The 25,750-nt window shown below is 45.4% G+C and carries 29 protein-coding genes; 5 read left to right on the plus strand and 24 right to left on the minus strand.

Features of this window, described 5'->3' with window-relative positions:
- The 10 genes from AC9UEY_RS02070 to fdxA form a co-directional block, all read right to left on the minus strand.
- On the minus strand, positions 1-277 hold a 277-nt coding region (locus AC9UEY_RS02070), incomplete at its 3' end, for a response regulator (RefSeq protein WP_509537088.1).
- Positions 277-1,563, minus strand: a complete 1,287-nt coding sequence (ahcY, locus tag AC9UEY_RS02075) for an adenosylhomocysteinase (protein WP_509537090.1) — start codon at positions 1,561-1,563, stop codon at positions 277-279. The genes AC9UEY_RS02070 and ahcY, both read right to left, overlap by 1 nt.
- A 125-nt stretch (positions 1,564-1,688) precedes the next feature.
- Positions 1,689-3,044 (minus strand): phosphomannomutase/phosphoglucomutase, encoded by a 1,356-nt coding sequence (locus AC9UEY_RS02080; RefSeq protein ID WP_509537093.1) that lies wholly within the window; start codon positions 3,042-3,044, stop codon positions 1,689-1,691.
- 9 nt (positions 3,045-3,053) lie between these two features.
- The gene (locus tag AC9UEY_RS02085) at positions 3,054-3,419 is read right to left on the minus strand and encodes a DUF3499 domain-containing protein (protein ID WP_509537096.1); all 366 of its coding nucleotides are present in this window, start codon (positions 3,417-3,419) and stop codon (positions 3,054-3,056) included.
- A 42-nt stretch (positions 3,420-3,461) separates the two neighbouring features.
- Entirely contained in the window at positions 3,462-4,766 is a 1,305-nt protein-coding gene (locus tag AC9UEY_RS02090; RefSeq protein WP_509537098.1) for a DUF5719 family protein, read from the minus strand.
- Positions 4,763-7,807, minus strand: a complete 3,045-nt coding sequence (locus AC9UEY_RS02095; RefSeq protein WP_509537100.1) for a glycosyltransferase family 2 protein — start codon at positions 7,805-7,807, stop codon at positions 4,763-4,765. Before AC9UEY_RS02095 ends, AC9UEY_RS02090 begins: the two co-directional genes overlap by 4 nt.
- A 37-nt stretch (positions 7,808-7,844) precedes the next feature.
- The gene (locus AC9UEY_RS02100; protein ID WP_445821606.1) at positions 7,845-8,066 is read right to left on the minus strand and encodes a WhiB family transcriptional regulator; all 222 of its coding nucleotides are present in this window, start codon (positions 8,064-8,066) and stop codon (positions 7,845-7,847) included.
- 212 nt (positions 8,067-8,278) lie between these two features.
- On the minus strand, positions 8,279-9,238 hold the full coding sequence (locus tag AC9UEY_RS02105; RefSeq protein WP_509537102.1) for a nucleotidyltransferase family protein: 960 nt from the start codon (positions 9,236-9,238) through the stop codon (positions 8,279-8,281).
- Positions 9,239-9,241: 3 nt separating this feature from the next.
- Positions 9,242-10,306: a succinyldiaminopimelate transaminase gene (gene dapC, locus AC9UEY_RS02110; protein WP_509537105.1), complete on the minus strand. Its 1,065-nt coding sequence runs from the start codon at positions 10,304-10,306 to the stop codon at positions 9,242-9,244.
- A gap of 3 nt (positions 10,307-10,309) precedes the next feature.
- Positions 10,310-10,630 (minus strand): ferredoxin, encoded by a 321-nt coding sequence (gene fdxA / locus AC9UEY_RS02115; RefSeq protein ID WP_509537108.1) that lies wholly within the window; start codon positions 10,628-10,630, stop codon positions 10,310-10,312.
- 296 nt (positions 10,631-10,926) lie between these two features.
- Between fdxA and cysS the strand changes: the two genes are divergently transcribed.
- Positions 10,927-12,273, plus strand: a complete 1,347-nt coding sequence (gene cysS / locus AC9UEY_RS02120; RefSeq protein ID WP_509537111.1) for a cysteine--tRNA ligase — start codon at positions 10,927-10,929, stop codon at positions 12,271-12,273.
- Here the strand turns inward: cysS and AC9UEY_RS02125 are convergent.
- Together AC9UEY_RS02125 and mshB are read right to left on the minus strand one after the other, a co-directional pair.
- On the minus strand, positions 12,270-12,584 hold the full coding sequence (locus AC9UEY_RS02125; RefSeq protein WP_509537114.1) for a hypothetical protein: 315 nt from the start codon (positions 12,582-12,584) through the stop codon (positions 12,270-12,272). The two genes, cysS and AC9UEY_RS02125, sit on opposite strands and share 4 nt — an antisense overlap.
- Positions 12,581-13,447, minus strand: a complete 867-nt coding sequence (gene mshB, locus AC9UEY_RS02130; protein WP_509537117.1) for an N-acetyl-1-D-myo-inositol-2-amino-2-deoxy-alpha-D-glucopyranoside deacetylase — start codon at positions 13,445-13,447, stop codon at positions 12,581-12,583. The genes AC9UEY_RS02125 and mshB overlap by 4 nt, the downstream gene beginning before the upstream one ends.
- Positions 13,448-13,477: 30 nt before the next feature.
- On the opposite strand from mshB, the gene AC9UEY_RS02135 reads away from it, so the two are divergent.
- Together AC9UEY_RS02135 and AC9UEY_RS02140 are read left to right on the plus strand one after the other, a co-directional pair.
- Complete coding sequence (locus AC9UEY_RS02135; protein WP_509537120.1) at positions 13,478-14,089, plus strand: TetR/AcrR family transcriptional regulator; 612 nt, start codon at positions 13,478-13,480, stop codon at positions 14,087-14,089.
- A gap of 21 nt (positions 14,090-14,110) precedes the next feature.
- On the plus strand, positions 14,111-15,448 hold the full coding sequence (locus AC9UEY_RS02140) for a DEAD/DEAH box helicase (RefSeq protein ID WP_509537123.1): 1,338 nt from the start codon (positions 14,111-14,113) through the stop codon (positions 15,446-15,448).
- On the opposite strand, the gene AC9UEY_RS02145 is transcribed toward AC9UEY_RS02140, so the two are convergent.
- From AC9UEY_RS02145 to AC9UEY_RS02155, 3 genes are read right to left on the minus strand one after another with little or no spacing between them, the layout of a single operon-like run.
- On the minus strand, positions 15,445-16,056 hold the full coding sequence (locus AC9UEY_RS02145; protein WP_509537126.1) for a MarC family protein: 612 nt from the start codon (positions 16,054-16,056) through the stop codon (positions 15,445-15,447). The two genes, AC9UEY_RS02140 and AC9UEY_RS02145, sit on opposite strands and share 4 nt — an antisense overlap.
- Complete coding sequence (locus AC9UEY_RS02150) at positions 16,053-16,898, minus strand: PHP domain-containing protein (RefSeq protein ID WP_509537129.1); 846 nt, start codon at positions 16,896-16,898, stop codon at positions 16,053-16,055. Before AC9UEY_RS02150 ends, AC9UEY_RS02145 begins: the two co-directional genes overlap by 4 nt.
- Positions 16,891-17,784, minus strand: a complete 894-nt coding sequence (locus AC9UEY_RS02155) for a DMT family transporter (protein ID WP_509537132.1) — start codon at positions 17,782-17,784, stop codon at positions 16,891-16,893. The genes AC9UEY_RS02150 and AC9UEY_RS02155 overlap by 8 nt, the downstream gene beginning before the upstream one ends.
- 22 nt (positions 17,785-17,806) lie before the next feature.
- Between AC9UEY_RS02155 and AC9UEY_RS02160 the strand changes: the two genes are divergently transcribed.
- Entirely contained in the window at positions 17,807-19,084 is a 1,278-nt protein-coding gene (locus AC9UEY_RS02160) for a magnesium transporter MgtE N-terminal domain-containing protein (RefSeq protein ID WP_509537134.1), read from the plus strand.
- 12 nt (positions 19,085-19,096) lie between these two features.
- A complete protein-coding gene (locus tag AC9UEY_RS02165) occupies positions 19,097-19,594 on the plus strand; it encodes a DUF1003 domain-containing protein (protein WP_509537136.1) in 498 nt (165 codons plus the stop codon).
- Here the strand turns inward: AC9UEY_RS02165 and AC9UEY_RS02170 are convergent.
- From AC9UEY_RS02170 to AC9UEY_RS02210, 9 genes are all read right to left on the minus strand, one after another.
- On the minus strand, positions 19,562-20,683 hold the full coding sequence (locus tag AC9UEY_RS02170; protein WP_509537138.1) for an Mrp/NBP35 family ATP-binding protein: 1,122 nt from the start codon (positions 20,681-20,683) through the stop codon (positions 19,562-19,564). The genes AC9UEY_RS02165 and AC9UEY_RS02170 overlap by 33 nt on opposite strands.
- The gene (gene tatB, locus AC9UEY_RS02175; RefSeq protein WP_509537141.1) at positions 20,680-20,988 is read right to left on the minus strand and encodes a Sec-independent protein translocase protein TatB; all 309 of its coding nucleotides are present in this window, start codon (positions 20,986-20,988) and stop codon (positions 20,680-20,682) included. Before tatB ends, AC9UEY_RS02170 begins: the two co-directional genes overlap by 4 nt.
- An 18-nt stretch (positions 20,989-21,006) precedes the next feature.
- Positions 21,007-22,131, minus strand: a complete 1,125-nt coding sequence (locus AC9UEY_RS02180) for a S1C family serine protease (RefSeq protein WP_509537143.1) — start codon at positions 22,129-22,131, stop codon at positions 21,007-21,009.
- Positions 22,132-22,141: 10 nt separating this feature from the next.
- On the minus strand, positions 22,142-22,768 hold the full coding sequence (locus AC9UEY_RS02185; RefSeq protein WP_509537145.1) for an O-methyltransferase: 627 nt from the start codon (positions 22,766-22,768) through the stop codon (positions 22,142-22,144).
- Positions 22,768-24,243, minus strand: a complete 1,476-nt coding sequence (locus tag AC9UEY_RS02190; protein WP_509537148.1) for a leucyl aminopeptidase family protein — start codon at positions 24,241-24,243, stop codon at positions 22,768-22,770. The genes AC9UEY_RS02185 and AC9UEY_RS02190 overlap by 1 nt, the downstream gene beginning before the upstream one ends.
- Positions 24,244-24,274: 31 nt before the next feature.
- Entirely contained in the window at positions 24,275-24,454 is a 180-nt protein-coding gene (locus AC9UEY_RS02195) for a DUF3117 domain-containing protein (protein ID WP_445860428.1), read from the minus strand.
- A gap of 94 nt (positions 24,455-24,548) precedes the next feature.
- Positions 24,549-24,743 carry an RNA polymerase sigma factor gene (locus AC9UEY_RS02200; RefSeq protein ID WP_509537151.1) on the minus strand — a complete coding sequence of 65 codons (195 nt, stop codon included), beginning with the start codon at positions 24,741-24,743 and terminating at the stop codon, positions 24,549-24,551.
- A 29-nt stretch (positions 24,744-24,772) separates the two neighbouring features.
- Positions 24,773-25,180, minus strand: a complete 408-nt coding sequence (locus AC9UEY_RS02205; protein ID WP_509537153.1) for an SRPBCC family protein — start codon at positions 25,178-25,180, stop codon at positions 24,773-24,775.
- A 17-nt stretch (positions 25,181-25,197) separates the two neighbouring features.
- Positions 25,198-25,731 (minus strand): LOG family protein, encoded by a 534-nt coding sequence (locus tag AC9UEY_RS02210; RefSeq protein ID WP_509537156.1) that lies wholly within the window; start codon positions 25,729-25,731, stop codon positions 25,198-25,200.
- Positions 25,732-25,750: the final 19 nt, after the last annotated feature.

Below are 25,750 nucleotides of genomic sequence, written 5' to 3' on the forward strand. Positions count from 1 at the left end.
CCTCTAAGCCTTTTACAACATCTTGCGTGTCACCTTTAGCTGAAAGCATGACGATCGGAACCATAGATTCTGCACGAATTAACTTGCACACTTCGATTCCATCAAGGCCAGGCAACATAACATCCAACAAAACTAAATCTGGAGGATTATTACGAAAAACATCCATAACCTCATCACCACGACTTACTAGATCTACGTCGATGCCGGCACCTGTTAAAACGATGCCAAGCATCTCCGCAAGATCCTGGTCGTCATCGACGACCATGACTAAGGTCATTAGCTACCGTGCTCCCAAGAGTTCAGGTACATATCTTGAGCTGGAGTTAGAACGTCAATGCGTCCGCCCATGCTGATTAACTTAAGTGAAGCAACTTCCTTGTCGATGTATGTAGGAACTTCATGCACACCTGGCTTTAAGTTCTTCGCTTCCTTAACAAGGTACTCAGCTGTAAGTGCCTGATCAGAGAATGACATATCCATAACTGATGCTGGGTGACCTTCTGCCGCGCCTAGGTTAACAAGGCGGCCTTCGGCAAGAAGAAGCAAGCGGCGTCCATCAGCCAATACGTATTCATCTGTTTGGTGGCGCATCTTCAAATTCTTTGTCTTTGCATTCTGCTCTAGCCATGCAACATCGATTTCGATGTCGAAGTGGCCTGAGTTAGCCATGATTGCACCATCCTTCATTACTGCAAAGTGCTCATCGCGCAATACATCACGGTTACCAGTAACGGTAATAAACACATCGCCAACCTTTGCTGCATCTAGCATCGGCATCACACGGAAGCCTTGCATCATTGCATCAAGTGCCTTTGTTGGATCAATTTCAGTAATAACTACATCTGCGCCCATACCCTTTGCGCGTTCTGCAACACCCTTACCGCAGTATCCAAAACCAGCAACAACTACTACGCGACCAGCGAGTAAAAAGTTTGTTGCGCGAAATACAGCATCCAGTGTTGATTGACCTGTTCCGTAACGGTTATCAAACATATGCTTTGTATCAGTGTCGTTAACAGCAATCATCGGGAACTGAAGTGCGCCATCTTTTGCCATTTGGTTAAGACGGATAACACCAGTTGTTGTTTCTTCGCAACCACCAGTGATACCTGGAATCAATTCTTTACGTGTTGTGTGAAGAGTGTTTACTAGGTCGCAACCATCATCAAATACTTGGTGAGGTGCGATATCTAGAGCAGCGTTAATGTGCTTGTAGTAACCATCACGATCAACTGCATTACGAGCAAATACTGAAATTCCGTACTCATGTACTAGGGCTGCAGCGGTGTCATCTTGTGTTGACAATGGATTCGATGCACAAAGAGCGATTTCTGCGCCACCTGCTTTTAGTACGCGCATCAAGTTAGCTGTCTCAGTTGTTACGTGCATACATGCGGAAATGCGAACTCCTGCAAATGGTTGTGACTTTTCGAAGCGCTCACGAATCTGGGCTAGGACAGGCATGTTGCGCTCTGCCCATTCAATTTTCTTTCGACCTTCTGCAGCAAGTGATGCATCTGCGATGTCATGTGCTGGAAGAGTTGCTGTTACTGGAACGTTCACGTATTTCTCCTTAAGTGGTATTCAAAGAATTGTTTGGGTACCTAAGGCGTAGGGCTCTACAGTGCTAGGCGACTATGGGTAAAGATTACCGCCACACGCTTAAACTCTCTAATGGAAAACGGGAATTAGCTACGAATAAGCGAGAGAACCGCATCACGCACGGTCTCCATTTGAGCCTGCGTTGAAGCCTCAACATTGAGTCGAAGCAATGGCTCGGTATTTGATGGGCGAAGGTTAAACCACCAGGTATCCCCGTTAACGGTGAGACCATCCAGATGATCGATTGTGACTTGATCTGATGAGTAATTCTTTTCAACACCTTCAATTGCCGCTTTGACATCTGCAACCTTTGAATTTATCTCACCACTTATGACATATCTGTTATATGGGGCAAGCAAGGCTGACATGGTTGTGGCACTTTCACCTAACGCTGCAATTGCATGCAAGGCGGCAAGAGCTCCCGAATCTGCGCGCCAGAACTCTTTGAAGTAGAAGTGCCCTGAATGTTCGCCACCAAAAATCGCCCCACTTTCGGCCATCATTTTCTTAATATAAGAATGGCCAACGCGACTGCGTAATCCCACTCCGCCATTCTCATCGATAACTTCTTGAACAGCGCGAGATGAAATTAAGTTATAAATGATTGAAGAGCCTGGTCGCTTGATTAATTCGCGATGGGCAATTAACGAGGTTAATGCCGATGGATTGACCGCAACTCCTCGCTCATCAACTAAGAAGCAACGATCTGCATCTCCATCAAATGCTAAGCCAAGATCTGCTTTCTGATCGATCATTGCTTTTTTCAAGTCAGTCAAAGTTGTTTCATCAAGCGGATTTGCCTCATGGTTAGGAAATGTCCCATCAAGTTCAAAGTACATAGGGATAACTTCACAATTGAGTCGAGCAAAGATTGCAGGGGCGGTATGGCCGGCCATTCCATTACCTGCATCGACAACAATTTTGAGTGGACGGATATTTTTAATATCCACAAGTGTTAATAAATGATCCACATACTCCTCAAGCATGTTGCGCTGTTTTTCTACACCGATACCACCAAGTGCTAGAGGTGATCCCTCGCGCACGAATTTCTCAATCGTTACAAGACCAGATTCCTTACCTATAGGTCTAGCACTACTAAAGCACAGCTTTATTCCGTTGTACTCGGCAGCATTATGGCTGGCTGTAAACATCGCACCAGGAAACCCCAGTTTTCCAGATGCGAAGTACAGCATGTCTGTTGAAGCCAACCCGATGCGAATGACATCCATTCCTAATGAAGTTGCACCTGCCGAGAATGCATCAGCTAATAATGGTGAGGATGGACGCATGTCTTCCCCGATAACAATTGTTCCGGGTTCTCTTTCTATCTGCAGAAATCGAGCAAAGGCAACACCTGTTGCAAATGCAAAATCAACATCAATTTCAACATCAACTAAACCGCGGATATCATAAGCCTTAAATATGTGCGCGAACTCGTCCACTAAATTTTCCTAAGAAGGAACAGCGCGTAAGTGTCCACGACGACCAATTTGCTGTTGCGCCGATGAACTTTCAGTCGGTGTTTCTTCTGGAATTTCTTTTAGTGCAACTTCACGAACAGCATCTGCAATCGCCATCAAATCATCATCTGATGGCCCTTGTGTTTGACCATCAAGTTCTTGTTTGATCACATTCCAGCCGTGAGGAACCTTTAACCGTGCGCCATGGACTGCACAAAGATCGTATGCATGCGGTTCGGAATATGTTGCAAGTGGACCAACAACGGCAGTTGATTCGGAGTACACATAGGTAAGTGTCATCGTTGCCTGAGATCTGCACCCAGCACGGGAGCAGCCACGGCTACCTTGTGTTCTCATACATTAAACATTAGTGGGAAAGAGGTATAAATCTTGGGATTGTCAGGGATTTAGGACGCGAATATTTGAATCTGGTAATTCAATCTTTGTTAGAAGGCTTCCAGGGGCTATGGGAAAGTATCCATATCCATTCACTGAAGATACAAGAGCGCCAGCGAAGGTGTCTGGGCCAACTTTTGTAATCGTAAATGAACGTGCTGCATCTGGTGCACGCCAGGTTGCGATCTCAGTACCCTTGATGGTCTTTCTTACGACTTTTCCATTATTTAATGTGACATCTAATGAAACATTGATTCGGTCACCTGCAAATGAAATGAGTGGGGTTAAACCAGAAATTGCAATTGTTAGTGGGACAAGTGCAGGGGCAGAGGTGCTCCACACAAAATCTTTTCTTCCAGAAACAGTCACGGTCGATTTAATTGCGGCTACCACTGGTTCAGTTGAAGTAATTCGAACCGCTAAAACAGCCGAGGTGATCTTTGGCGTGAGCTGGAACTCAGTGACAATGCCGGCGGTTATTGATCGTGACGTTAATCCGACAGGCACAAAGACTCCATCTGCTGATAAAACTTCTGCAGTGACAATTGCATCCACATCACCTGGGGTCAAAACTCTTAATGTGTGAGGTAGGGCTGCTGAACGATCTTTGATTTGATGCGGGATTGCAGGAATCATCAAGGACTTACTAGCAGTTGGTGCGAAGTTAACAAGATCCCCACCGAGAGTACTCAAACCTTTACCTTGCTCGTCAATCATAAAAGCATTGACTCGCCCAGAGCGTGGTGCAACATGTACGGTCAAGTATTTATCTCCAGGAGCTAGAGAGTCTGTTGGGATTACTTGATAGTTTTTTGACACAACAGTAATTGTACGAAGTGGTTGTTTTCCATTTTCAGTAAAACTTTGAATATCAACAACTGCGTCACTAAGCCCACTATTAATTATGATTAAACGCCCACGAGTAGTGATGTCAGCCGTGCCACCAACAAACCATTGAGAAGTTGCAGGACCGGTACAGACCGCACCGCCTGCCCAACTAGATGCTTTGCTTTGCCACACAACAGGGGCCACGCCTTCAGAGTTAAACAGCAATGAATCCTTATTAACAGGTAAGCGCAAAACCTTGACTGGTGCTGTTTTAGTGGTGCGGTTTTGAAGTCTCTGGAAAGGGGTCTTTTTTGAAGTGAGAGAAATTTGCGAAGTAAGTCCGGCAATAGTTGGTGGACAGACAACTGATGGATAGCTCTCTGAATAACTCTTTGTGGTTACTGCAACCGAGAGTAATGCCCCAATACACAAAGCGCTTACTAGCGCAGCTAAAAATCCAAGTGATCTACCAAATTTCATGCGAGCTCCTCTTCGGAGATTTCACTTTTACGGCGACCGGCAGGAAGTGCCATCACTAGCACGACAGATAGGAAAATGATTTGCAATGAAAGCCAGCCGCGACGAACCGTTCCATCGTGTAGTAAAGAAATTTCACCAGACTCCGTGACCTTAAATGTTGGCAATCCAAGTTCATTATTTATTCGATCCAAGCGGTATCCGTTTTGCAGCACTTGCCATGACCTGTTGGCAGTTTCAGTCAGAATTAATGTCCCAGGTCCCGGAACAAATGTGCGTGCGCCGAATTCACCCGCTTCAAGAACTATTCGCTCACCACTTTCGGCAACAAATAGAAGTCGACCTGTTGGCTGACTGACTTTCCAAACAACACCCAGTGAGGTTGCAGATGTTCGAGTAAATCCACCAAGCCCATCGATTGATCTAATAACCTCCTTTTTAAAGGGGTTCTTCACATAAACATACTTAATCCCGTAATCTGCCAATGTCTTACTGCTTGCAATGCCTGTCCCATCGATTAATGATCGCGCTGCTTGAGCAATACTTGCATTTTGTTGTGGAGCTACATCAGGTTCACCTAGCGAAATATCCCGCCCTCTAGAAATGTAGTACTGAATTTTCTTATCTTCGGTATTTTCGACTTCACGCAAGACTAATATCTTGGTATCAGTTTCGACACTTAAGAATGCTGGCATGACAGTGGCACGATTTGCTTGCACTGCAGAATCTGCACCTGTCGAAAGGGAATATCCAACAGCTAATGTGGCATAAGCGGCGGTAATGAAAAGTAAAGTAGCCGCCAAAACATGTCGATAGTGAATGTGACTTAAAATTAAAGTTTGGCGCAAACTATTGAGCAACACTGTTCCTGCCGCTGCTGCAGCCAAAGTAACAACTGAAAGTACAGGGCCTGCCCACGCTTTTGCTGCTCCTTCATTGCCACGGGTGGAAATTGATAGCGACCCAACAAAAACAGCCAGTGATAATGCTGTGATTCCATACTCTGCGATACCTCGTGCATGTGTTGAAGAGAATAAAGAAATGACTAGTACCAACACGATAGGGCTAATCAACCACAATGGCACTGAGCCAAGTCCGCCAGGATTTCCAGAAAGAACAGCAAGTGATCCTCCACCAGGGATCCGTAACCCTGGTTCTGTTAAGAATCTGCTGGGGTTAATTACTGCTTCAAAGGAATACGGCGCATTAACTAGGAATGGAACAAATACCAGGGCTGATCTCTTTTTTAAACGATCAAACCACACACTCTTGTCTTGAGTCGATGAATAATCTTTAAAGTTATCTATAGAAACAAGAACCGAAGCCACTAATGCAATCACAAAGCTCATCAAGGTAAAGGCATACAACACAGTAAATAGAAGCGAAACCGCAAATATCTTACGCCAACTGTATTTTTCAATAGCCAGCCAGTCATGAAGAATGATCGCAACAAGTGGCACAAAAATAAGCAAAATGAGAGTGCCGATGTATCCCGAGCTAACAGCTGCAATAGTTACGGGTGAAATTGCATATAGGAAGGCCGCTGGGATAGATATCCAGCTGTTGCTAGTTAACTTCTTAAGCAAAAGAAAACCAGTCCACATAATCAAAATTGGTGCAACTAAGAAAAACGTTGTGATCAAGAATTGGACTTTTCCTAATACCGCAAGAGAAGCAATTGCTGTAACAGCCACCCAGGGTGGTGTTGCAAGGGAAGAACCCATTCCGACTTGATGCCAGGATTCAAAGTATGTTCGCCACAAATCCGTTGCACCTGATGGCGAAATGGGAAGAGCGCCACCAACAATTGCACCAAAGCGATTTCTAGAATTTACAAGAGAAATAATTGCTATTGCTAGGAATCCAATAACTTCTGGCCGTTTAAAGACTGAGAACCACTTAATTGTCTTTACTGGTGTTAATAAATCTTCGTCTTCGACTGAGTCAAGAATAGAAACTGCTGCAGAAGTGTTGTCCGGGAAAACTCTTGCTCGCATTGACTCAACTAAACGCTCTGTACCTAAGCGAAGCTGTGACCATCGAGGTGGAATATAAGTTGCCACAACACGGGCACTGACAAATCTTTGCTTTTTGCGCACCTTACGAGCTTCAAGAATCTTTCCTGGCCGAAGAATGAGTGTGGTGAACGCCAGGATTTCATCAGATGCATAACCTGGCAATTTTGCTAAAAGATATCCGAGTGCGCGAGCAATCGCAGAACTAAACAGTTGTAATGCAATCCACGGAATCATCCACCACGAAGAGTTTGCAAGAAGAACATATGCGGCATTGCGACGATCTAAAAGTAATGGGCGGTGCAAGAGCGCACCTTCAACATCAATTCTTCTGCGCTCTGTTGCAGAAGCTTGTGCGTGAAAGGCAATAGCACTGGTGGCGGCAATCACTGAGTGTCCTGCTGTGCGAGCACGCCATCCAAAATCAACATCATCTCTAAACAGTGCAAGGTTTTGATCAAGTCCGCCAAGCTCTTCAAAGACATCACGGCGAATTAACGCACCTGCTGTACTAACTGACAGCACATCATGAATTCCATCATGTTGACCTTGGTCATACTCCAAAGGTTCAAGTCCAGTCCACCGCGCACCATTGCCGGCGATACTGATGCCAGCTTCTAATAAATGTGTTCGGTCATGCCAACCAAGTAATTTTGGACCAACCATGACAACTTGTGGGCGGTCATCAACTGCATTTAATAACTCTGCGAGCGCTGTTGGCGCGGGTGCGCAATCATCATGGATTAACCAAATCCATTCATGCTCAACAGCTTTGGGTAATTTATCAACAGCAAGTGAAACCGCTTGTCCAAAACCTGTTTCACGGTCGGTAGAAAAAAATGGAATCCGTGCAGATTTTAATAATTTTGTAGATGCATCTTCTGATCCTGTATCGACCGCCGTTATTAAATCAATAGGTCGGGTTTGAGAAGTCAGTGCTGCAACAACTTCGGGTAACCACAGTGCTCCATTGTGAGAAACAAGAACAGCAGTTACGCGATGCTTATCTACATCGGCTAGGGAAGCCATAAGAACAACTCGCTATCTCCTAAGAGATGCAAGAACCTTAAGCGGTGCGACGCTTTAAGCGACGGCGTTCGCGCTCTGATAATCCGCCCCAAATTCCAAAGCGTTCATCGTGTGCAAGTGCGTACTCCAAACATTCTGCGCGAACATCACACGAAAGACATACGCGCTTTGCTTCGCGAGTGGATCCGCCTTTTTCTGGAAAGAACGCCTCTGGGTCAGTTTGAGCGCACAGTGCGCGCTCCTGCCAAGAGAGTTCCATGTTCTCACCTGATGCGAGTGTGACTGTTGGGCCTGACGTGGGGATTGGGGAGTTCTGGGCTGCGGGTTGAATCGGCATATCGTCGATGCTCCATTAGCTTTCGTTGTCTCATCCCTCATGGAAAAGACGTTCTTAAGAATGAATTACACGCTTGTAACTCGCTCATGTCAAGCCCAGAGTCACTCCTCTGGATGAATATTTACGCTTAATTTCTAGGGAATTGAAAGAATTTCGCTATTTGTCACACATGATGAGGCAATTTTCGCACCATTTTCAACTATCGCACCAGTTGCAACAAATGAATCAGTGATTCTCGCATTCGGGCCAATCACACAACCAGCTTCAATAATGGAGCCATCAATAACCGCCCCCGCCCCAACAGATGAATTAAGGCCAATGCAACTGCCACCAGTAATCACAGCCGATGGATCAATTGTTGATCCCGGCATGGCTAAGAAATCACCGCTTCGCTGAACGATATCGATAGAAGCCTTCAATAAGGCACGTGGCGTCCCGATATCTAGCCAATAAGCATTTTCTAGATATCCAAAAACTTTGGCTCCACTTGCAACTAACTGTGGGAATGTTTCACGTTCAACTGAAACAACGGTATCTAATGGAATTGTTGCAATAACCCGAGGATTAAATACATAACAACCAGCATTAATTTGATCGGTTACCGGGTTTTCCATCTTCTCTAGAAATGCCGTCACCCGTCCATCACCATCGGTTGGAACGCACCCAAATGCTCGAGCATCTTCTACTTGAGTCAAATGCAAGGTCACATCAGCATCATGTGATTCATGGTGGCGAATTTGCTCTGCCAGATTATGAGAACTCAAAACATCACCATTTAGAATCACAACTGACTCATTGGTATCAAGTAATTTCGCCGCATTGCGTATTGCGCCACCCGTTCCTAGTGGTTCTTTTTCAACGGCATACTTAATTTTCATACCCCATTTAGATCCATCACCAAAGTAAGGGATAAATACTTCAGAAAGATATGAGGTTGCTAGAACTATTTCTGTAATACCTGCCGACTTTGCCATTGCCAATTGATGTTCTGTTACGGGCACACCAGCCACGGTAAGCATTGGTTTTGGCGTATTTTTTGTAAGAGGCATCAGGCGTGTGCCGAAACCACCCACTAATAAAATCGCTACAGCCATGTGTTAGGCCTTAATACGTTGCACGGCATCAGCAATTTGAGCATCTGTAGCTGTCATTGCAATACGTATATGGCGGGCACCTTGGCTGCCATAGAAAGAGCCTGGTGTAGCCAAGATTCCACGAGCTGCAAACCAAGCAACGCTTTCCCAGGCATCTTCATTGCGGGTGCACCACAGATATAAACCTGCGTTACTAAATTCAATGGTAAATCCTGCCGCTTCAAGTACGGGGCGTAATAATTCTTTGCGTGCGTTGTAGCGAGCGCGTTGTTCAACGACATGTTTGTCATCAGTGAGTGCAACGGTCATCGCTTTTTGCACCGGTAGCGGCACCATCATTCCGCCATGCTTTCTAATTTCGCGAATCCTTGCGATTAATTCTGAATCACCGATCATAAATGCTGCTCGATAACCAGCCATTGATGAGCGCTTTGAAAGGGAATGAACAGCCAAAATATTTGTGTTGTCTCCGCCAGTATGAGAAAGAACTGAAACAGGTTGGGCCGATTGAGCAAACTCTAAGTAACACTCATCAGAAACCAATAAAGCTTTATTAGTACGCGACCAATCAATACAGGCTTTGATTTCGCCATCGCTATGTACTCGACCAGTTGGATTTGATGGAGAGTTCAACCACGCTAAATCTGCAGTGGGCCAGCTCTGTGCATCTATTGCAACCGGAATTGATTCGGCACCTGCTAACACCGCTCCAACGTGATAAGTCGGATAGGCAATTTCAGGAATTAATACTCTTTTAGATTCTAAAATTGTTGGAAGCCATGCAACTAGCTCTTTGGATCCAATTATCGGCAGAACATCAAAATCTCCCGTTGCACCTAAACGCTCTACTGCCCACTTCTTAATTGCAGCCCGAAGCTCTGGTGTTCCAGCTGTTACTGGGTAGCTTGGAGAGTTTGATGCATCACGCAATACCTGCTGAATAAACTCTGGAGTCGGATCAACCGGGGTGCCTTGTGAAAGATCGATTATTCCTTGCGGATGTGATCTAGCTATATCTCCGTATGGTGCGAGTGCATCCCAGGGAAAATCTGGGAGCTGGCCGCGCAATGCTTACTCGCTCTTTGGTGGAAGGGCAGTTACTGAAGGGTGATCTGTGCCCGTTGGGCCGACCTTACTTGCACCGCCTGGTGATCCAATTTCAATGAAGAACTCAGTATTTGCCTTGCTGAAATCTTTCCACTGTCCAGGAACATCATCTTCGTAATAAATTGCTTCAACCGGACACACTGGCTCGCAAGCACCACAGTCAACGCACTCATCAGGCTGGATATAGAGCATGCGTCCGCCTTCATAGATGCAATCCACAGGGCATTCTTCGATGCAGGATTTATCTTTTACATCGATGCACGGTTCAGCGATCACATATGTCACGAGCTGCCTCCAAAAAATCTAGCGAGTTGGTTACCGGGGAATTCTAACTCCTACAGTGGCTGATGCGCGATATTTGCCGACTCGGTTTATCGTTCAGTTATGCCAACCGAGCTAGAAGCCACCTTTGCCTCACTTAGAGGCAAAAGGGTCAGTATTCGGCTGCACGATCCAGAAGGTGGGTATCGAGACATTCTTGGCCATCTCGAGACTCCCTTCACCCTAAGAAATCGACATGACAATTTGATCGAATTTGCTCATGACCAGATATTTGTCTGGCGCGAAGTAATAGAGCGCACATGAAGTTATATGACACTAAATCGCGTCAACTACAAGAGGTGACGGCAACTGATGGATTACTAACCATGTATTGCTGTGGCCCAACTGTCTATCGAGATGCACATGTTGGCAATCTTCGAACATTTATGTTGGCAGACTTAATTTCACGTGTGGCGGTATTAGGTGGGGTGAAGCCAAAGCTCATTCAGAATATTACTGATGTCGGACACATGTCTGAAGATTTCACCGGAGATGACAAGATATTGGCTCAAGCCACAATTGAGAAAAAAAGCCCTTTTGAAGTTGCGAGAAAGTATGAAGAAATATTTCATGATGATTTAGCTCAGTTAAACATTGGTAAGGCGCATGCCTATCCACGAGCCAGTGAGAGCATCGAATTAATGCAATCAATGATTAGTGAGCTCATCGAAAAAGAGTTTGCCTACATTGGCGGTGATAAAACCGTTTACTTTGATGCTCAAAAGTTTGACAGTTACGGTTCAATCAGTGGCAACAAATTAGATTCACTCATACCTGGTCACAAATTCGAAAATCATAATGATGGAGCGAAAAGATTCCATGCGGACTGGGCTTTATGGAAAACAGCCGGTGACCGCAGTGAAATGATTTGGGATTCACCATGGGGTCCAGGATTTCCCGGCTGGCATATCGAATGTTCGGCAATGTCCATGGACATGCTTAATAAACACGTTGATGTGCATGTTGGTGGAATTGATCTACGTTTCCCGCATCATGAAAACGAGCGTGCGCAATCCAATGCCGTTATCGGTCAAGAAGCAGTTGATGTGTGGGTACATGGCGAACACCTGCTTTTTGAAGGCAAAAAGATGTCAAAAAGTAGCGACAATGTTGTTTTAGTCAGCGACATCATCTCGCGTGGGATCGATCCTTTGGCGTTACGCCTGTGTTTCCTAGAAAATCGCTATAGGTCTCAAATGGATCTGACATGGAATTCGATAACTGCCGCAAATGAAACACTAAAGCGATGGCGTAATAAAATGTCTGCCTGGAACCACTCCCACTCAACTGCTATCGATCCTGAAATGGAATCAGCATTTAATAATGACTTAGACACACCAAAGGTCATTCTTCGTTTGCGAGAAATCGAAAAGAGCAATTTTGAAAATAAGCGAGAGTTATTTATGTATGCCGATCAGGTACTTGGATTAGATCTTGATCGCCCTATCCTCACTCGCGAATTAACTGCTCAGATGCAAACACTTCTTGATGAGCGCACAAAAGCCCGAAGTGAGAGTCGTTGGGCAGATAGTGATGCTTTGCGGATTCAATTAGAAAATCTTGGGCTGCAAATTCAAGATACTGCCGAAGGGCAGAACTGGTCTTAAAGAGGGGTCAAGATCGCAATTACAACTGCGATGAATCCAAAGTTAATCATGGAAATTCCGATGGCACTACCTTCAATCAAATACTCTTCATTAACGCCAGGAAATCCTGCACGTAATATTACAAAGCCCCACGCAGCAGCGGCGATCAATCTATAGATCCGTTTTCCCCACATGCGCCCAGCTGCCCAAATACCAATGCAGGTTGCTGCAATTGAGAGTATTAACCCAACTGGTGGAAGGAAGCTGTAAATAAAGACTGAGCTGGCGCCTAGCGCTAAACCCAAAAGAAGTGAATATAAGTAACGCATCACAGAAGTACGCCTGATGTTAAATCTATTTCGCGCCCCTTGGAGTCAAATGGTGCACTCTTTACACCTTTTACAAGGGTGTAGTACTCATCGCCCCAAATCTGCATTCCGAGATTATCGGACAGTGCAAAGAATGGACCATCTAATGCAATTTGAGTTTCATGTGCTTTCATGGCTGCCATCTTTGAATCTACGTATTCTGCGCCATCAATCAAAGTTGTAACAAACTCATCATCTTTGGCGAATGGAACATCATCGATACTTTCAGCACCGAAGAAATCTGAACCAATTTCCTTCATTTTTTCCATACTTTGAGCGATTATAGATTTAGGGATTGTGTTCCAGTAAATCTTTTGAATCTGCCATGATGATAATTCAGAGGCCCTCATTGCAACTCGATGTGCCTGAATGTGATCAGGATGCCCGTATCCACCAATTTCATCATAAGTAATCAAGATATGTGGTTTAACTTCTTCGATAACGTCTACAAGAATTTTTGCTGCAGTGTCTAGATCTGCCTGCCAAAATACATCGGGGCGGTTATTTGGTTCTGTACCCATCATCCCGCTATCTCTAAATTTTGTAGATGGTGCTCCAAGGAATCGATAATCAGAAATTCCAAGTGCTTTCATAGCAAGTGCAAGTTCTGTTTCGCGATGTGATCCCAGCAAATCTTGCTCGGTACTAGCTAGATGTGAGAGCCCAGGAACTAATACTTCGCCCTCTTCGCCACGTGTGCAGGTCACAAGGGTCACTTGAGCCCCACGATCGGCATAGAGAGCCATTGTTGCTCCATTGTTGATGGTTTCATCATCAGGATGTGCATGTACGAGCAGGATGCGAATACCTTCATATGGGCGGTTCATGATTGGTAATTCTGCCGTACGATTACTCCAATGAGTAACCTAGACACAACCAATAAGGCGCGTTTGCCTCGCGATGAGCGCCGAGCATTGTTGCTTTCAGCAGCCCTTGAAGTATTCACCGCTGCTGGCTACCACTCTGCTGCAATGGATGAGATTGCAGATCGTGCAAATGTTTCAAAGCCAGTTTTGTACCAGCACTTCCCATCAAAACTCGATTTATACCTGGCAGTTCTAGATTTGCACATCGATTCTTTAGTATTTGAAATTCAAAAGGCAATTGCTTCGACTCCAGATAACAAAGATCGAGTCCATGCAACTGTCGATGCTTACTTTGCATTCATTGAAAAGGAAGGTGAAGCATTTCGCCTACTGTTTGAAAGTGATATGAGTGTTGAACCACAAGTTCGCCAACGACTTAACCGTATGACGTACGACTGTGCAGCTGCAGCTAGTGCTGTAATTGCAATTGATACTGGCCTACCAAAAGAGGCATCGATGCTTTTGGGTGTTGGAATGATTGGTTATGCGCAAGTAACTGCTCGTCACTGGCTCGAACGAGATAGCAAGTTGAGTCGACATGAGGCTGTGGAACTAGTTCACAACCTCATGTGGCGAGGCATTTCAGGTTTCCCGCGCAATTAATCCCGATAGGAACAAATTTATATGTCACCAACATTTGCCGAACTGCCCCTGCGCAGCCAAACAATTGAAGCACTTCACGCCCATGGCTTCTTAGCTCCCTTTGCCATCCAAGAAATGGTCTTGCCAATCGCACTTGCTGATGGCGATGTCATCGGACAAGCAAAGACAGGTACCGGTAAGACCCTTGCATTTGGTATCCCTGTCATCGAACGAGTTATTGCACCTCACGATCCTGAGTGGGCTGATTTTGCAAACAAAGGAATGCCGCAGGTTTTAATTGTTGTTCCTACCCGCGAACTATGTACTCAGGTAACACGCGATATTGAAGAGCTTGCCTCCAACCGCGGAATCCGCACACTTGCCGTTTATGGTGGACGTGCATTTGAACCACAAATTGAAGCACTGCACGCTGGTGTTGAAATTGTTGTGGGTACACCTGGGCGGCTTCTAGATTTATCTCGTCAAGGACAGCTAAAACTCAAAGAGGTTTCTCGCTTAGTTCTTGATGAAGCAGATGAAATGTTAGATCTTGGTTTCTTGCCAGATGTTGAAAAGATTCTTTCTAGCACTCCAAATCGTGCCCAAACCATGTTGTTCTCGGCAACGATGCCTGGAGATATTATTGCTCTTGCTCGCCGCTTCATGAATCAACCAATTCATATTCGCACACAGGACAGTGAAGATGAAGGTGCTGTTGTTACACGCATTAAGCAACATGTATTACGTGCTCACGCAATGGATAAAATTGAAATGCTGGCTCGTATCTTGCAAGCTGATGGCCGTGGACCAACAATGGTTTTCTGTCGCACTAAGCGCACCGCACAAAAGACCGCTGAAGATTTGATGGAGCGCGGCTTTAGAGCCGCTCCAATCCACGGTGATCTAGGCCAAAGTGCACGTGAAAAAGCGCTAGGTGACTTCAAGGCAGGAAAATCAGATGTGCTAGTTGCAACCGATGTTGCAGCCCGCGGTATTGATATCGATGGCATCACACACGTCATCAACTATCAATGTCCTGAGGATGAGAAGACATATGTGCACCGCATTGGCCGTACGGCTCGCGCAGGTGCTCACGGCATTGCTGTGACATTTGTTGACTGGGATGAACTTGCGCGTTGGAAGATGATTAATCAGGTTCTAGAGCTTGGTCTTGCAGAACCTGAAGAGACCTACTCATCCTCAGAACATTTGTATGAAACGCTAAATATCCCAGCTGGTTCAACAGGTCGACTCGTTAAAGCAAAGCCTGTAGCAAGAGTTGCATCTAAGGAATCTCGAGCACCTCGTGCCAAGCAAGAGGCTGCGCCAGTTCGCACAGAACGCGCACGCACCCGTACTAAGAAGTTTAAAGAGAGTTAAGCAGCCACAAACACGCGGATTGCATCAACAAGCATCTGCACGGCAATAGCTGCAAGTAATAAACCTGCAATTCGGGCAACCAGAGTGACACCTGATTCCTTGATGACATTTAATATTGTTGTTGACGCCATCAAGACCGCTGCAATTGCGACGTGAACTGCAATGACCGCTGCTACTAAGCCAAGTGCCATGCTGGTTGTGTCTACTTGCTGAACGAAGATCATCGTTGCAACGATTGCACCAGGGCCAGCCAGGATAGGTGTGCCGAGTGGAACCAATGCAATATTGGAATCTCCATCATCACCATGCTTTTTAGAATTTCCAGTCAAAAGCTCTAGCGCAACTAGCAATAGCAAGAGAGCACCTGCGGCCTGCAGTGCTTCCATAGAGATATTTAGATAATTCAAAATCGCCCGGCCAAAGAGAGCAAATATTGAGATCACAAGGAGAGAAACACCTGCTGCTTGAATAGCCAGCATGCGACGAACTCGAGGTGATTTATCTGCAACCAAACCTAAGAAAATAGGTGTTGCACCAGGTGGATCCATGATCACAAATAGGGTAACAAAAGATTGGACCGCAAAAGTTACTGCGCTTATGTTTCTCATGCGTTAACCACCCTTCGTGCATCTGCTTGTGACTCTAGCTTCTGCCATTGTTCCCTACTTGTGTGGTTTTCTGCTAATAAATTCATTTTTCCAGTGCCGTGATAATCACTACTTCCGGTGACTACAAGATCTAGTTCTTGAGCAATCACGCGCAACATTGCACGCTCATCAGGGTTTTGGTCTCTGTGATCTACTTCTATTCCATTAAGGCCTGCAGCTACCAAGTCTGCAAAATCATCAGGTTTTAAGATTTCTCCCCGGTGAGAAGCAAAAGGATGGGCAATAACAGCAACTCCCCCTGCCCTGCGAATTAATGCAATTGCCTCAACTGGCGTTGGGGCGGCATGTGAAACATAAAAACGTGAATCATTGTGCAATAAATCAATGAAAGCTTCATCTCGAGATTTGACAATCTTTTTTGCAATTAATGCATCAGCTAAATGCGGACGCCCCATTGTGGCTCCTACAGGCATGGCTTTTTGAACATCTTCTATTGAGATATCCATACCTTCGGCTCGCATTTTTTCAATCATTGTGCGCATTCGTGGTAAACGGCCATCCCGAGTTTCTTCTAACACTCTTTGCATCTCTTTATGGTTTGGATCAAAAAGCATCCCCAACATGTGCACACTCATGCCATCTGTTGTTAGGCATGAAATTTCAGCCCCTAACGCTAACTTGAGGCTTCCGCGCAATGCTTGCGTTGCTTCTTTCCACCCTGATGTTGTGTCGTGATCTGAGATTCCTAATACCTCTAAACCTTGAACAATGGCTTTGTTCACTAAATCTCGTGGACGATCGGTGCCGTCACTGCAAGTTGTATGTGTGTGCAGATCAATCATTACTCGCGCCTCGTGTTCTGGTGACAACTAAAACACAACCCAGCAAAATCAATGCAATGCCTGGAATTATTCCAACTGGAGGTTTTTGATCCAACCACCAGAATGCCAGAATCGCACTTACTGGAACCTCAAAAAACACAATTAAAGAAACTACCGCAGGTGAAACTCTCTTGAGCGCAGAGTTGAACATTGAATGCCCGAGTAATTGTGCTCCGAGAATTAATCCTAAAAGAATCCACCACTCTTTTACGCTAAATGAAAATATCTCATTGCCAGCAATTAATGCCATGGGCAGCGCTGTCATCGAACATATGAAATAACAAATGGTTGTGTAGGTTGTTGTTTCTAGAGTTCTTTGTGCCTTCGAGCCAGCAATCATGTAGGCAGCTGCAAGTGCTGCGGAAATAAGAGCGGCTAGATCTCCTAAAAATGACGTGAATGAAATTTGAAGATCTACACCGACAACAAGTAATACGCCGGCAAAACTCACAATCATTCCGAGCCATGCCTTAGATGGAATGTGCCCACCTGAAAACTTCACAAACATGGCAGCAAATATTGGTTGCAAAGCAACTAAGGCAGTTCCCGCTGCAACTGTTGTCATTCTCATTGCAAGGAAGAATCCGACAAAGTGAAGTGCTAATACAACTCCAGCAGTTACCGCCCACTTCACGCCAGCCCTGTCACGCTGATGGCGAAGTGCAAATGGCAAAGTCACTAGTGATCCGCCAAGATTTCTCCAGAAAATCAAGGTCAGAACAGGCATTGTGCTCATCGCGATTAATGGCCCAGAAGTTCCGATTCCAATAATTCCTAGACCTAAGCGAATCAGATCTGGACGTGCAGGCATCGCCGTATGTTGGTTAATGCGTTCGCCTGCGTTCATAAGAGAAAGGTACCCTTATCCCATGAGCAGCAATCTCCTAAACCGAGTATTTCTCGCCCGTCTTGCAGGCACCGCGGTCTTTGACCCAAATGGTGATCCAGTAGGAAAGGTGCGAGATGCTGTCGCGACCCTTCGTTCTACAAATCAACCCCCAAGAATTCTTGGATTAGTTGTTGAAGTTCCATTACGTCGTCGTGTTTTTGTTCCGATCACTCGTGTGACATCTATTGAAAGTGGAGCAGTTGTTATTACTGGCTTACTCAACATGCGCCGCTTCGATACTCGTCCCGGGGAGGTTCTAGTTCTTGGCGAAATGCTAGATCGTTCAATTTCCTTGATTGAATCAGGTGAGGCTGTAGTTGTCGAAGACATGGGAATGGAAGAAACACGAACTGGTGATTGGTTTATCAATCGTGTCCACATTATGCGTCGAGGTCGCGGACTTCGTCGTAAGGGTGCAACTTCAACTGTTGCATGGGAAGAGGTAACAGGTTTTGCAATCACCGAACAAAATCAAGGTGTTTCAAACTTGATGTCAACTCTTGCAAACCTTCGCGCAGCCGATCTTGCAGCAGTATTACAAGATCTAGCACCTAAGCGTCGTATCGAAGTTGCAATCGCACTTGATGATGAACGCCTTGCAGATGTTCTTGAAGAAATGGATGAGACAGATCGCGTTGCGCTGTTAGCCGAACTTGAAGGTGAAAGAGCTGCAGATGTTTTGGGTGAGATGGATCCAGATGATGCTGCCGACTTGCTTCGCGAAATTGGTGAAGAGCGCGCAAATGCTCTTATTGATTTAATGGAGCCAGAAGATGCTGAAGATGTTTTGCGTCTGATGAACTACGAAGATTATTCAGCTGGCGGAATGATGACGACCGAGCCAATTGTGCTCACCGTCGATTCAACCGTTGCCGATGCATTAGCTGCAGTTCGCCAAAAAGAAATTTCACCTGCACTTGCCTCACAGATTTACATCTGTCGACAGCCAGTTGAAACGCCTACCGGCCGCTTCATTGGGGTTGTTCACTATCAGCGTTTGCTGCGCGAACCACCTGCAACATTGTTAGGTTCAATTGTTGATAATGACTCAAAGGGTGTTAACCCTGATGCTTCTTTGCACGAGGTTTCCTCGTATCTCGCTAGTTACAACATGCTTTCATTGCCTGTAGTTGATGCTAATGAGCGTTTACTAGGAGCGGTAACAGTTGATGACGTGCTCGATCACTTGTTGCCAGAGAATTGGCGACATGATCACCGAGAAAAATCACCAGTAACTTTCAAGACAGAAACATTGTAGGGAGGTCAAAATATGGCACGCAATAATGGATTAGATACTCCACGCGAGACCCGTCGCTCGCTTCGTCCTAACTTTGATCCAGAAACTTTTGGTCGTTTATCAGAGCAATTCGCGCGATTCCTAGGTACTGCACGCTTTCTCGTATACATGACTTTCTTTGTTCTGTTTTGGGTTTTGTGGAACTTTATGGCACCAGTTGATCTTCGTTTTGATAATTATCCATTTATCTTCTTAACTCTGATTCTCTCCTTGCAAGCCTCTTATGCCGCTCCACTCATTCTTCTTGCGCAAAATCGCCAAGCAGACCGAGATCGTATTCAGCTCAATGAGGATCGTGGACAAAACGAACGTTCAATAGCAGATACCGAGTATCTAACCCGCGAACTTGCAGCTTTGCGTAACTCTTTGGGCGAAGTTGCAACTCGTGATTTTGTCCGCAGCGAACTTTCTGATTTAGTTGATGAACTTGCTAAAGAGTTACGTAGAGATTCCCAATCGGACTCCGACTAGAGATTTATTTCGTCTCACAATTTTTTCTGCGATCTCTAATATTGCAATAGCTGCCACCGAAGTTGGGTCTGCTTCAACAATTGGTGCACCTTCATCTCCGCCAGTTCGCAATGCCGGGCTGAAAGGAATCTTTCCAAGTAGTGGCACATCGCTACCCACTAATTGAGATAGGCGACGAGAGGTTTCTTCTCCTCCACCTTCACCAAACAATGACATCGGTTCACCGCATGCTGGGCAAGGAAACTGCGACATATTTTCAATAACGCCTATTACATGCTGATGGATTTGGTGGGCGATGCGCCCTGCACGCTCTGCAACCTCAGCTGCGGCGATCTGTGGGGTTGTAACAACAACAATTTCAGAGTTTGGAATTAACTGCCCCAGTGAAATAGCTAAATCACCAGTGCCGGGCGGAAGATCGATTAACAAAAGATCGAGATCGCCCCAGTAAGCATCGGAAAGTAGCTGCTCAAGCACACGGTGCAGCAGGGGCCCACGATAGGCAACAGGATCTGAACGCTCAGGCTTAAACATTTCCATGGAAACAGTCTTAACACCGTATGACTCCAGCGGGATAAACATTTGATCAATTGCAGTTGGTCGTTGTCCCATTAATCCCATCAGACGAGGGATTGAGTGACCATAAACATCGGCATCTAAAATTCCTACATTCAAACCCTTTTTGGCTGCTGCGACCGCAAGGTTTGCAGTAACAGAGGATTTTCCAACCCCGCCTTTTCCAGATGCGATGCCGATTACTCGAGTAAGTGAATCAGGCTGTGCAAATGGAATAAACTTTTCACGGCCTCCACGAACAATCTTTTTAACATTATTTCTTTGTTCTTCGGTCATTACTCCAAATGTTAAATCAACAGATGCAACACCCTCTACGTTAGTAATCGCAGTTGTAACATCATTGCGCAATCGATCTTGCATCGGGCAAGCAGAAATCGTAAGTAAGATCGTGAGTGATACGGCACCATTTTTTTCCTGTAAATCTTCAACCATTCCTAAATCGGTAATTGGCTTACGAAGTTCGGGGTCTTGAACCTTTGCTAGCGCATCAAAAATCTGCTCGACTAATGTCATAACAGATCTGGATCAATCATTGCTTTTGGACGATTTACCTTTGGCTTTGGTGTTCCTTCATCTAACAAATCTGCAACCTGCTTTTTCATAAAGGTCTTTGGGTTTAAATCTTTAGGCTGCAAATCTTCAAAGCCAGGTCCAAGGTTTTCGCGAAGCTCAGCGGTGGCGGTTGAGGCCAAGCCACGAAGTTTTTTTACCCATTGCGCAGCTTCAACAGCTAATTTCGGCAACCGTTCAGGGCCAACCAAGATTATGCCCAAAATTGCAAGGCCTAATACTTCACCCGCACCGATGTCAAAGAACATGAGGTTAGCCTACGGTAATTATTTCTTTGCGGCGATCAGAGTAAGTGTGACCGTTTTCTTCACTCCATCTCGCAGGAATCCAAGGGTTACTCGATCCCCCACATTTTTTGCTCTAACAGAAACAATGAGCTCTTCAGGTGAGTAGATCTCTTTTCCATCGATCACAATGATCACATCCCCACCTCGCAAGCCCGCCTTTTCAGCTGGGCTTCCGGGCAAGATTCCACGCCCGGATGTCGAGACTTGTGCGCCATTTTCTGTGTAATTCATATTCAGTGAAACGCCAATTACTGGATACGTTGCAACACCATTTTTTATCAATTGATCAGCGGTCTTACGTGCCTGATTAATCGGGATTGCAAAACCTAATCCAATGGAACCAAGTTGAGAGGTTGTGCCAAGGGATGCAATTGCAGAATTAACTCCAATAACTGCACCAGTTGCATCAACAAGAGGCCCTCCAGAGTTTCCGGGATTAATTGCTGCATCTGTTTGAAGTGCATTGATAAATGAGCTCTCACTATTTGATTCACCAGCGGTGACCGCACGGTTCTTTGCACTAATGATTCCGGTTGTAACGGTTCCGCTTAACCCAAGCGGTGAACCAATTGCAATTACTAAATCCCCAACAGCAATTGCATCACTATCTCCAAATTGCAAAGCCTTGAGTCCAGAGGCGGTGATTTTCAAAACTGCTAAATCATATGATGCATCACGGCCAATTACCTTGGCTGGGTAAAAAGTTCCATCACTTAAAGAAACTTGAATGCTTCCACCAGTTTGTGCAGCACTGCTGATTACATGATTATTAGTCAAAATGTAACCGTTGCTATCAATAATAAATCCTGAACCAGTGCCTCCACCAGTAAGAGTTCGTGTGCTGATTGAAACTACCGACGGCAATACTCTCTGCGCAATTCCTGCAACTGAATCTGGTGCTCGTTGAATTGTGCTCGTCGATGAAACGAGTTGAACTCGATTAAAGAAATCTCCACCAGCAGCATTAACTCCTAGAAATCCACCGACAGATCCCGCAAGAACTGCAATTAAAGCAACAGTGCCTTTTCCACTCTTTGCTGGTGCTGGCGAATGCCACCATGCAGCAGGTGCGGCTTGACTCTTTTTGTTTCTAGGAAAAATCATGTCTCTATCTTCACACCTTGGTGGCTATGAGCAAGCCATCTCCGATTGGAATCAAGGAACTCACCCAATGCTCTGAGTCGTTCTTGATAATCTTCCCAGCGTCTCGCAGCGCCACAGTCTTTGGATCTCGCTGCGTAGCATCGCTGACTTTGCCTCCGCCATAGTAGTTATCTATAACAAGCGCCCCACCGCTACGCAAAATGCGATGAGCCTCGCTAATGACAAAACTGAGATCTTCAGGGTTATGACGCAACACAACTAAGTCATATGCGCGATCAGTGAGCTTGGAAATAACATCAACAACTGTATTGGTTATTAAGCGATAACGCCCTTGTGCGATGTCAGCGTCAGCAAATGCTAATTTAGCAATTTGTGTATGTTCCATCTCATCATCTATCGATGTAAGAGTTCCACTTTCTAACATTCCATCAAGTAACCACAATGCACCAACGCCTGAACCTGTTCCAACTTCAACAACAGATTGTGCTTTTAATGTAAATGCTAAATAACGCAAAAAACCTCCAGAGCCAGGAGTTGTATCAACCGTTCCTAGTTCTACACCTCGAGCACGTGCCTGGGACTTAAAGAAATCTTCTGTGATAAATCCTTCAGCAAATTCATGTGGATCTATTTTCATCACAGCGAGGTAATCCACTCTGTTAATAAGCGCACGCCAAAACCTGTACCACCCTCTGAATTCTCCCCCGCATCAACTTCGCTGCGTCCAGTCCCTGCAATATCTAAGTGAACCCAGCGACGCGAGCCGACAAAATTTTCGAGGAACAATGCTGCTGTAACAGATCCTGCAGAATACTTTCCCTTGTTGGCATTGTGATTGAAATCTGCGATATCACTACGAAGTGCATCTTTGTAATCATCAACAAGTGGCATATGCCAAACACGATCACCAGATGCTTCGCCTGCCTTTGATAGCCGAGCGGCAAGTGCGTTATCGCGTGTATACATCGCCGCATATTGGCGCCCTAATCCCAATGAAATAGCACCTGTCAAAGTTGCAATATCTACTAAGTAATCAGGATCAAGATTTAAATCTGCATAGGCAAGTCCATCTGCTAATACCAAACGACCTTCAGCATCTGTATTAATTACTTCTACCGTCGTGCCACCGTAATGCTTAATGACATCACTGGGGCGCTGTGCTGTGCCAGAAATAGCGTTTTCAGCCATCATCATTAATGCTGTAACGCGAACATTGGGTTGTAACTCTTCTAGAGCTGTAAGTGTTGCAAGAATTGCAGCAGATCCTGCCATGTCACTCTTCATCGCAATCATGGTGTCATATGGACGTTTTAATGAAATTCCGCCGGTATCAAAGGTGATGCCCTTGCCAACTAAAACAATGTGGGGCAATGCATCAACTGATTTCTTCTTAGATTTTGGCTGATATGAGACTTCAATCATGCGTGGACCAGGCTTGGGTGATGATCCACCTACTGCTCGCAATCCACCAAACTCTTTGAGTTCAGTCCCGACAAAAATCTTTACCTTTAATCCTGTTCCTTTTGCAAGGAGCTCGGCCTGCTTACCCATCCATGCCGGTGTCTTGATATTTGCAGGGGTATGAATTAAATCGCGAGCGCGGCACATGGCTTGGGCAATGGCAGCAGCATCTTCTACAACTTTTTTGTCTTTGCTTCCAACCAATAACGTTGGCTCTTCTTTTTTCTTATCAGTCTTTAAATTCCACACCCAGGCACCAAGTGCCATTGAGATCGCATGTGCTTTAACTTCCTTAACTGCACATGCAGAGTAAACAGTTGAATTCTTATCACGCACTTTGCGTCCAACAGATGCACCAGCAGCTCGAAGAGCAGAACCACTTTGATCTCCGATTGCAACTAAAAAGATTCGATCTGTTGGGCAATCGGTTGCGCTAACAGGAATCTCAAATATTTCGCCCGCTTTTGCTGTTGGTCCAAAGAAAGTTAACTCATCAACAAGATTTAATCCGAAGAATTTTTCAATATCTGCTACCAGTGGCCCAACGAATTCAAATGAATCATCGGTGTTTTTTACATATCCGATTGCAATTGAGTTGGCCGATGATGCCGCTTCGATATCTAGCGAGGCGGCGATTGGTAGTGCTGACATGATTGGTAAGGCTAGTGCCTTGGAAAAGGAATTACTTCTTAACTAGTGCGACTGCGGCGTGTAACGCGGCACTGAGGTTGTTAGCTTCTTCAGCGTTCATTTCAACGACCAAGCGGCCGCCACCTTCGAGAGGGATTCGCATAACCAATGAGCGAGCTTCCTTTGTAACCTCCATTGGACCATCACCAGTACGGGGTTTCATGGCTGCCATGTGGGGACTCCTCTAATCGGTTGAATTACTCTTTTGAAGCAAGGGGGTAAGTATCTCGCACAATGCACCGTTGTGCGAAATCGAAGATATCCCTTTAAATGCCCAGAATTGCGCTCAATCTGGCCTTGCCTTGCTTGATGATCGCATCTGCAGAGCGCTCTGGAACCCCTAACATCGTGGCTATATCGGCCGCTGACATTGATTTGAGATAGTGCATCGTCAAGATGATGCGTTCTTCATCTGGAAGAGAGGCAAGCGCATCTGCGAGAGTCTGCGATTGCTTGCCCATTGGCTTAGTTTACTTCGTTTGGATTGCTTTCAATGGCGCAAATGGCGGCCAAGCTTGGCCAGTGAGATGCGCACTCCAGCGTATAAACCAGGTGCAATAAGAAGGAATATCGCTCTTGGAGCCAAAATCTCTTCCGACCAATTAAATCGAGTTGTGTCTGCATCGATTGCAACTAACTCAAATCGACCAGTTCCCTTGATGATTTTGCCAGTATGTAAAACATCGCAAAGGTGTGGTGGTTGCCATGAAGTAACAACCATATGGTCCATTACTCCCAATTTACCAATCCCTGTAAATGCAGCAATTGTTGTTCCAACGCCTTCGCGAACTTGTGATGTTACTTCAACTGTGGTTTGTAACATCCAATCCCCTTGAGACTCCCAATCGGCAAGTGCAGCCCACACTTTTTCAATTGGTGCCTTAATTACAAGACTCATTGCAATGTGATTACTTCTCATGCGCCACATGCTTTTAGTGCATCGTCTACATTTGTCGTCCACTGCACAATCTCGCGCATTCCGGGCTTTATAAATTTTTCTTCCTCAAGATGAACAATCAATTGGTGCAACGGTGCATAAATTCCAAATGGGTCCAAGATGACAACTGGCTTGGTATGAAACTTTAGATAGTGGCCAACCCAAATTTCAAAAAACTCCTCTAGAGTTCCAGCGCCACCTGGCAAAGTTATAAATGCATCTGAAATATCAGTAATCATGTGTTTGCGCTGACCCATTGTTTCCACAACATGAAGTTCATCGTTGTCATGATCTGCAAATTCAATATCGACTAGTGCCTGTGGGATTACACCAATAGTCTTGCCGCCCTTGTCACGAGCACCACGTGAAACAGCGCCCATCATTGAAATATGGCCGCCGCCTGTAACTAACTCGTTGGAAGTTGCAGCGATCCCCTGGCCTAGTTCATAGGCAAGCTCTACGTACTTATTGTCAATCGTTGGGGATGATGAGCAGAAGACGGCAATACGCATACTGCTAACAATAGAGGCT

Origin of the sequence: Candidatus Planktophila sp. (genome assembly GCF_040402275.1) — a bacterium.
GTDB lineage: Bacteria > Actinomycetota > Actinomycetes > Nanopelagicales > Nanopelagicaceae > Planktophila.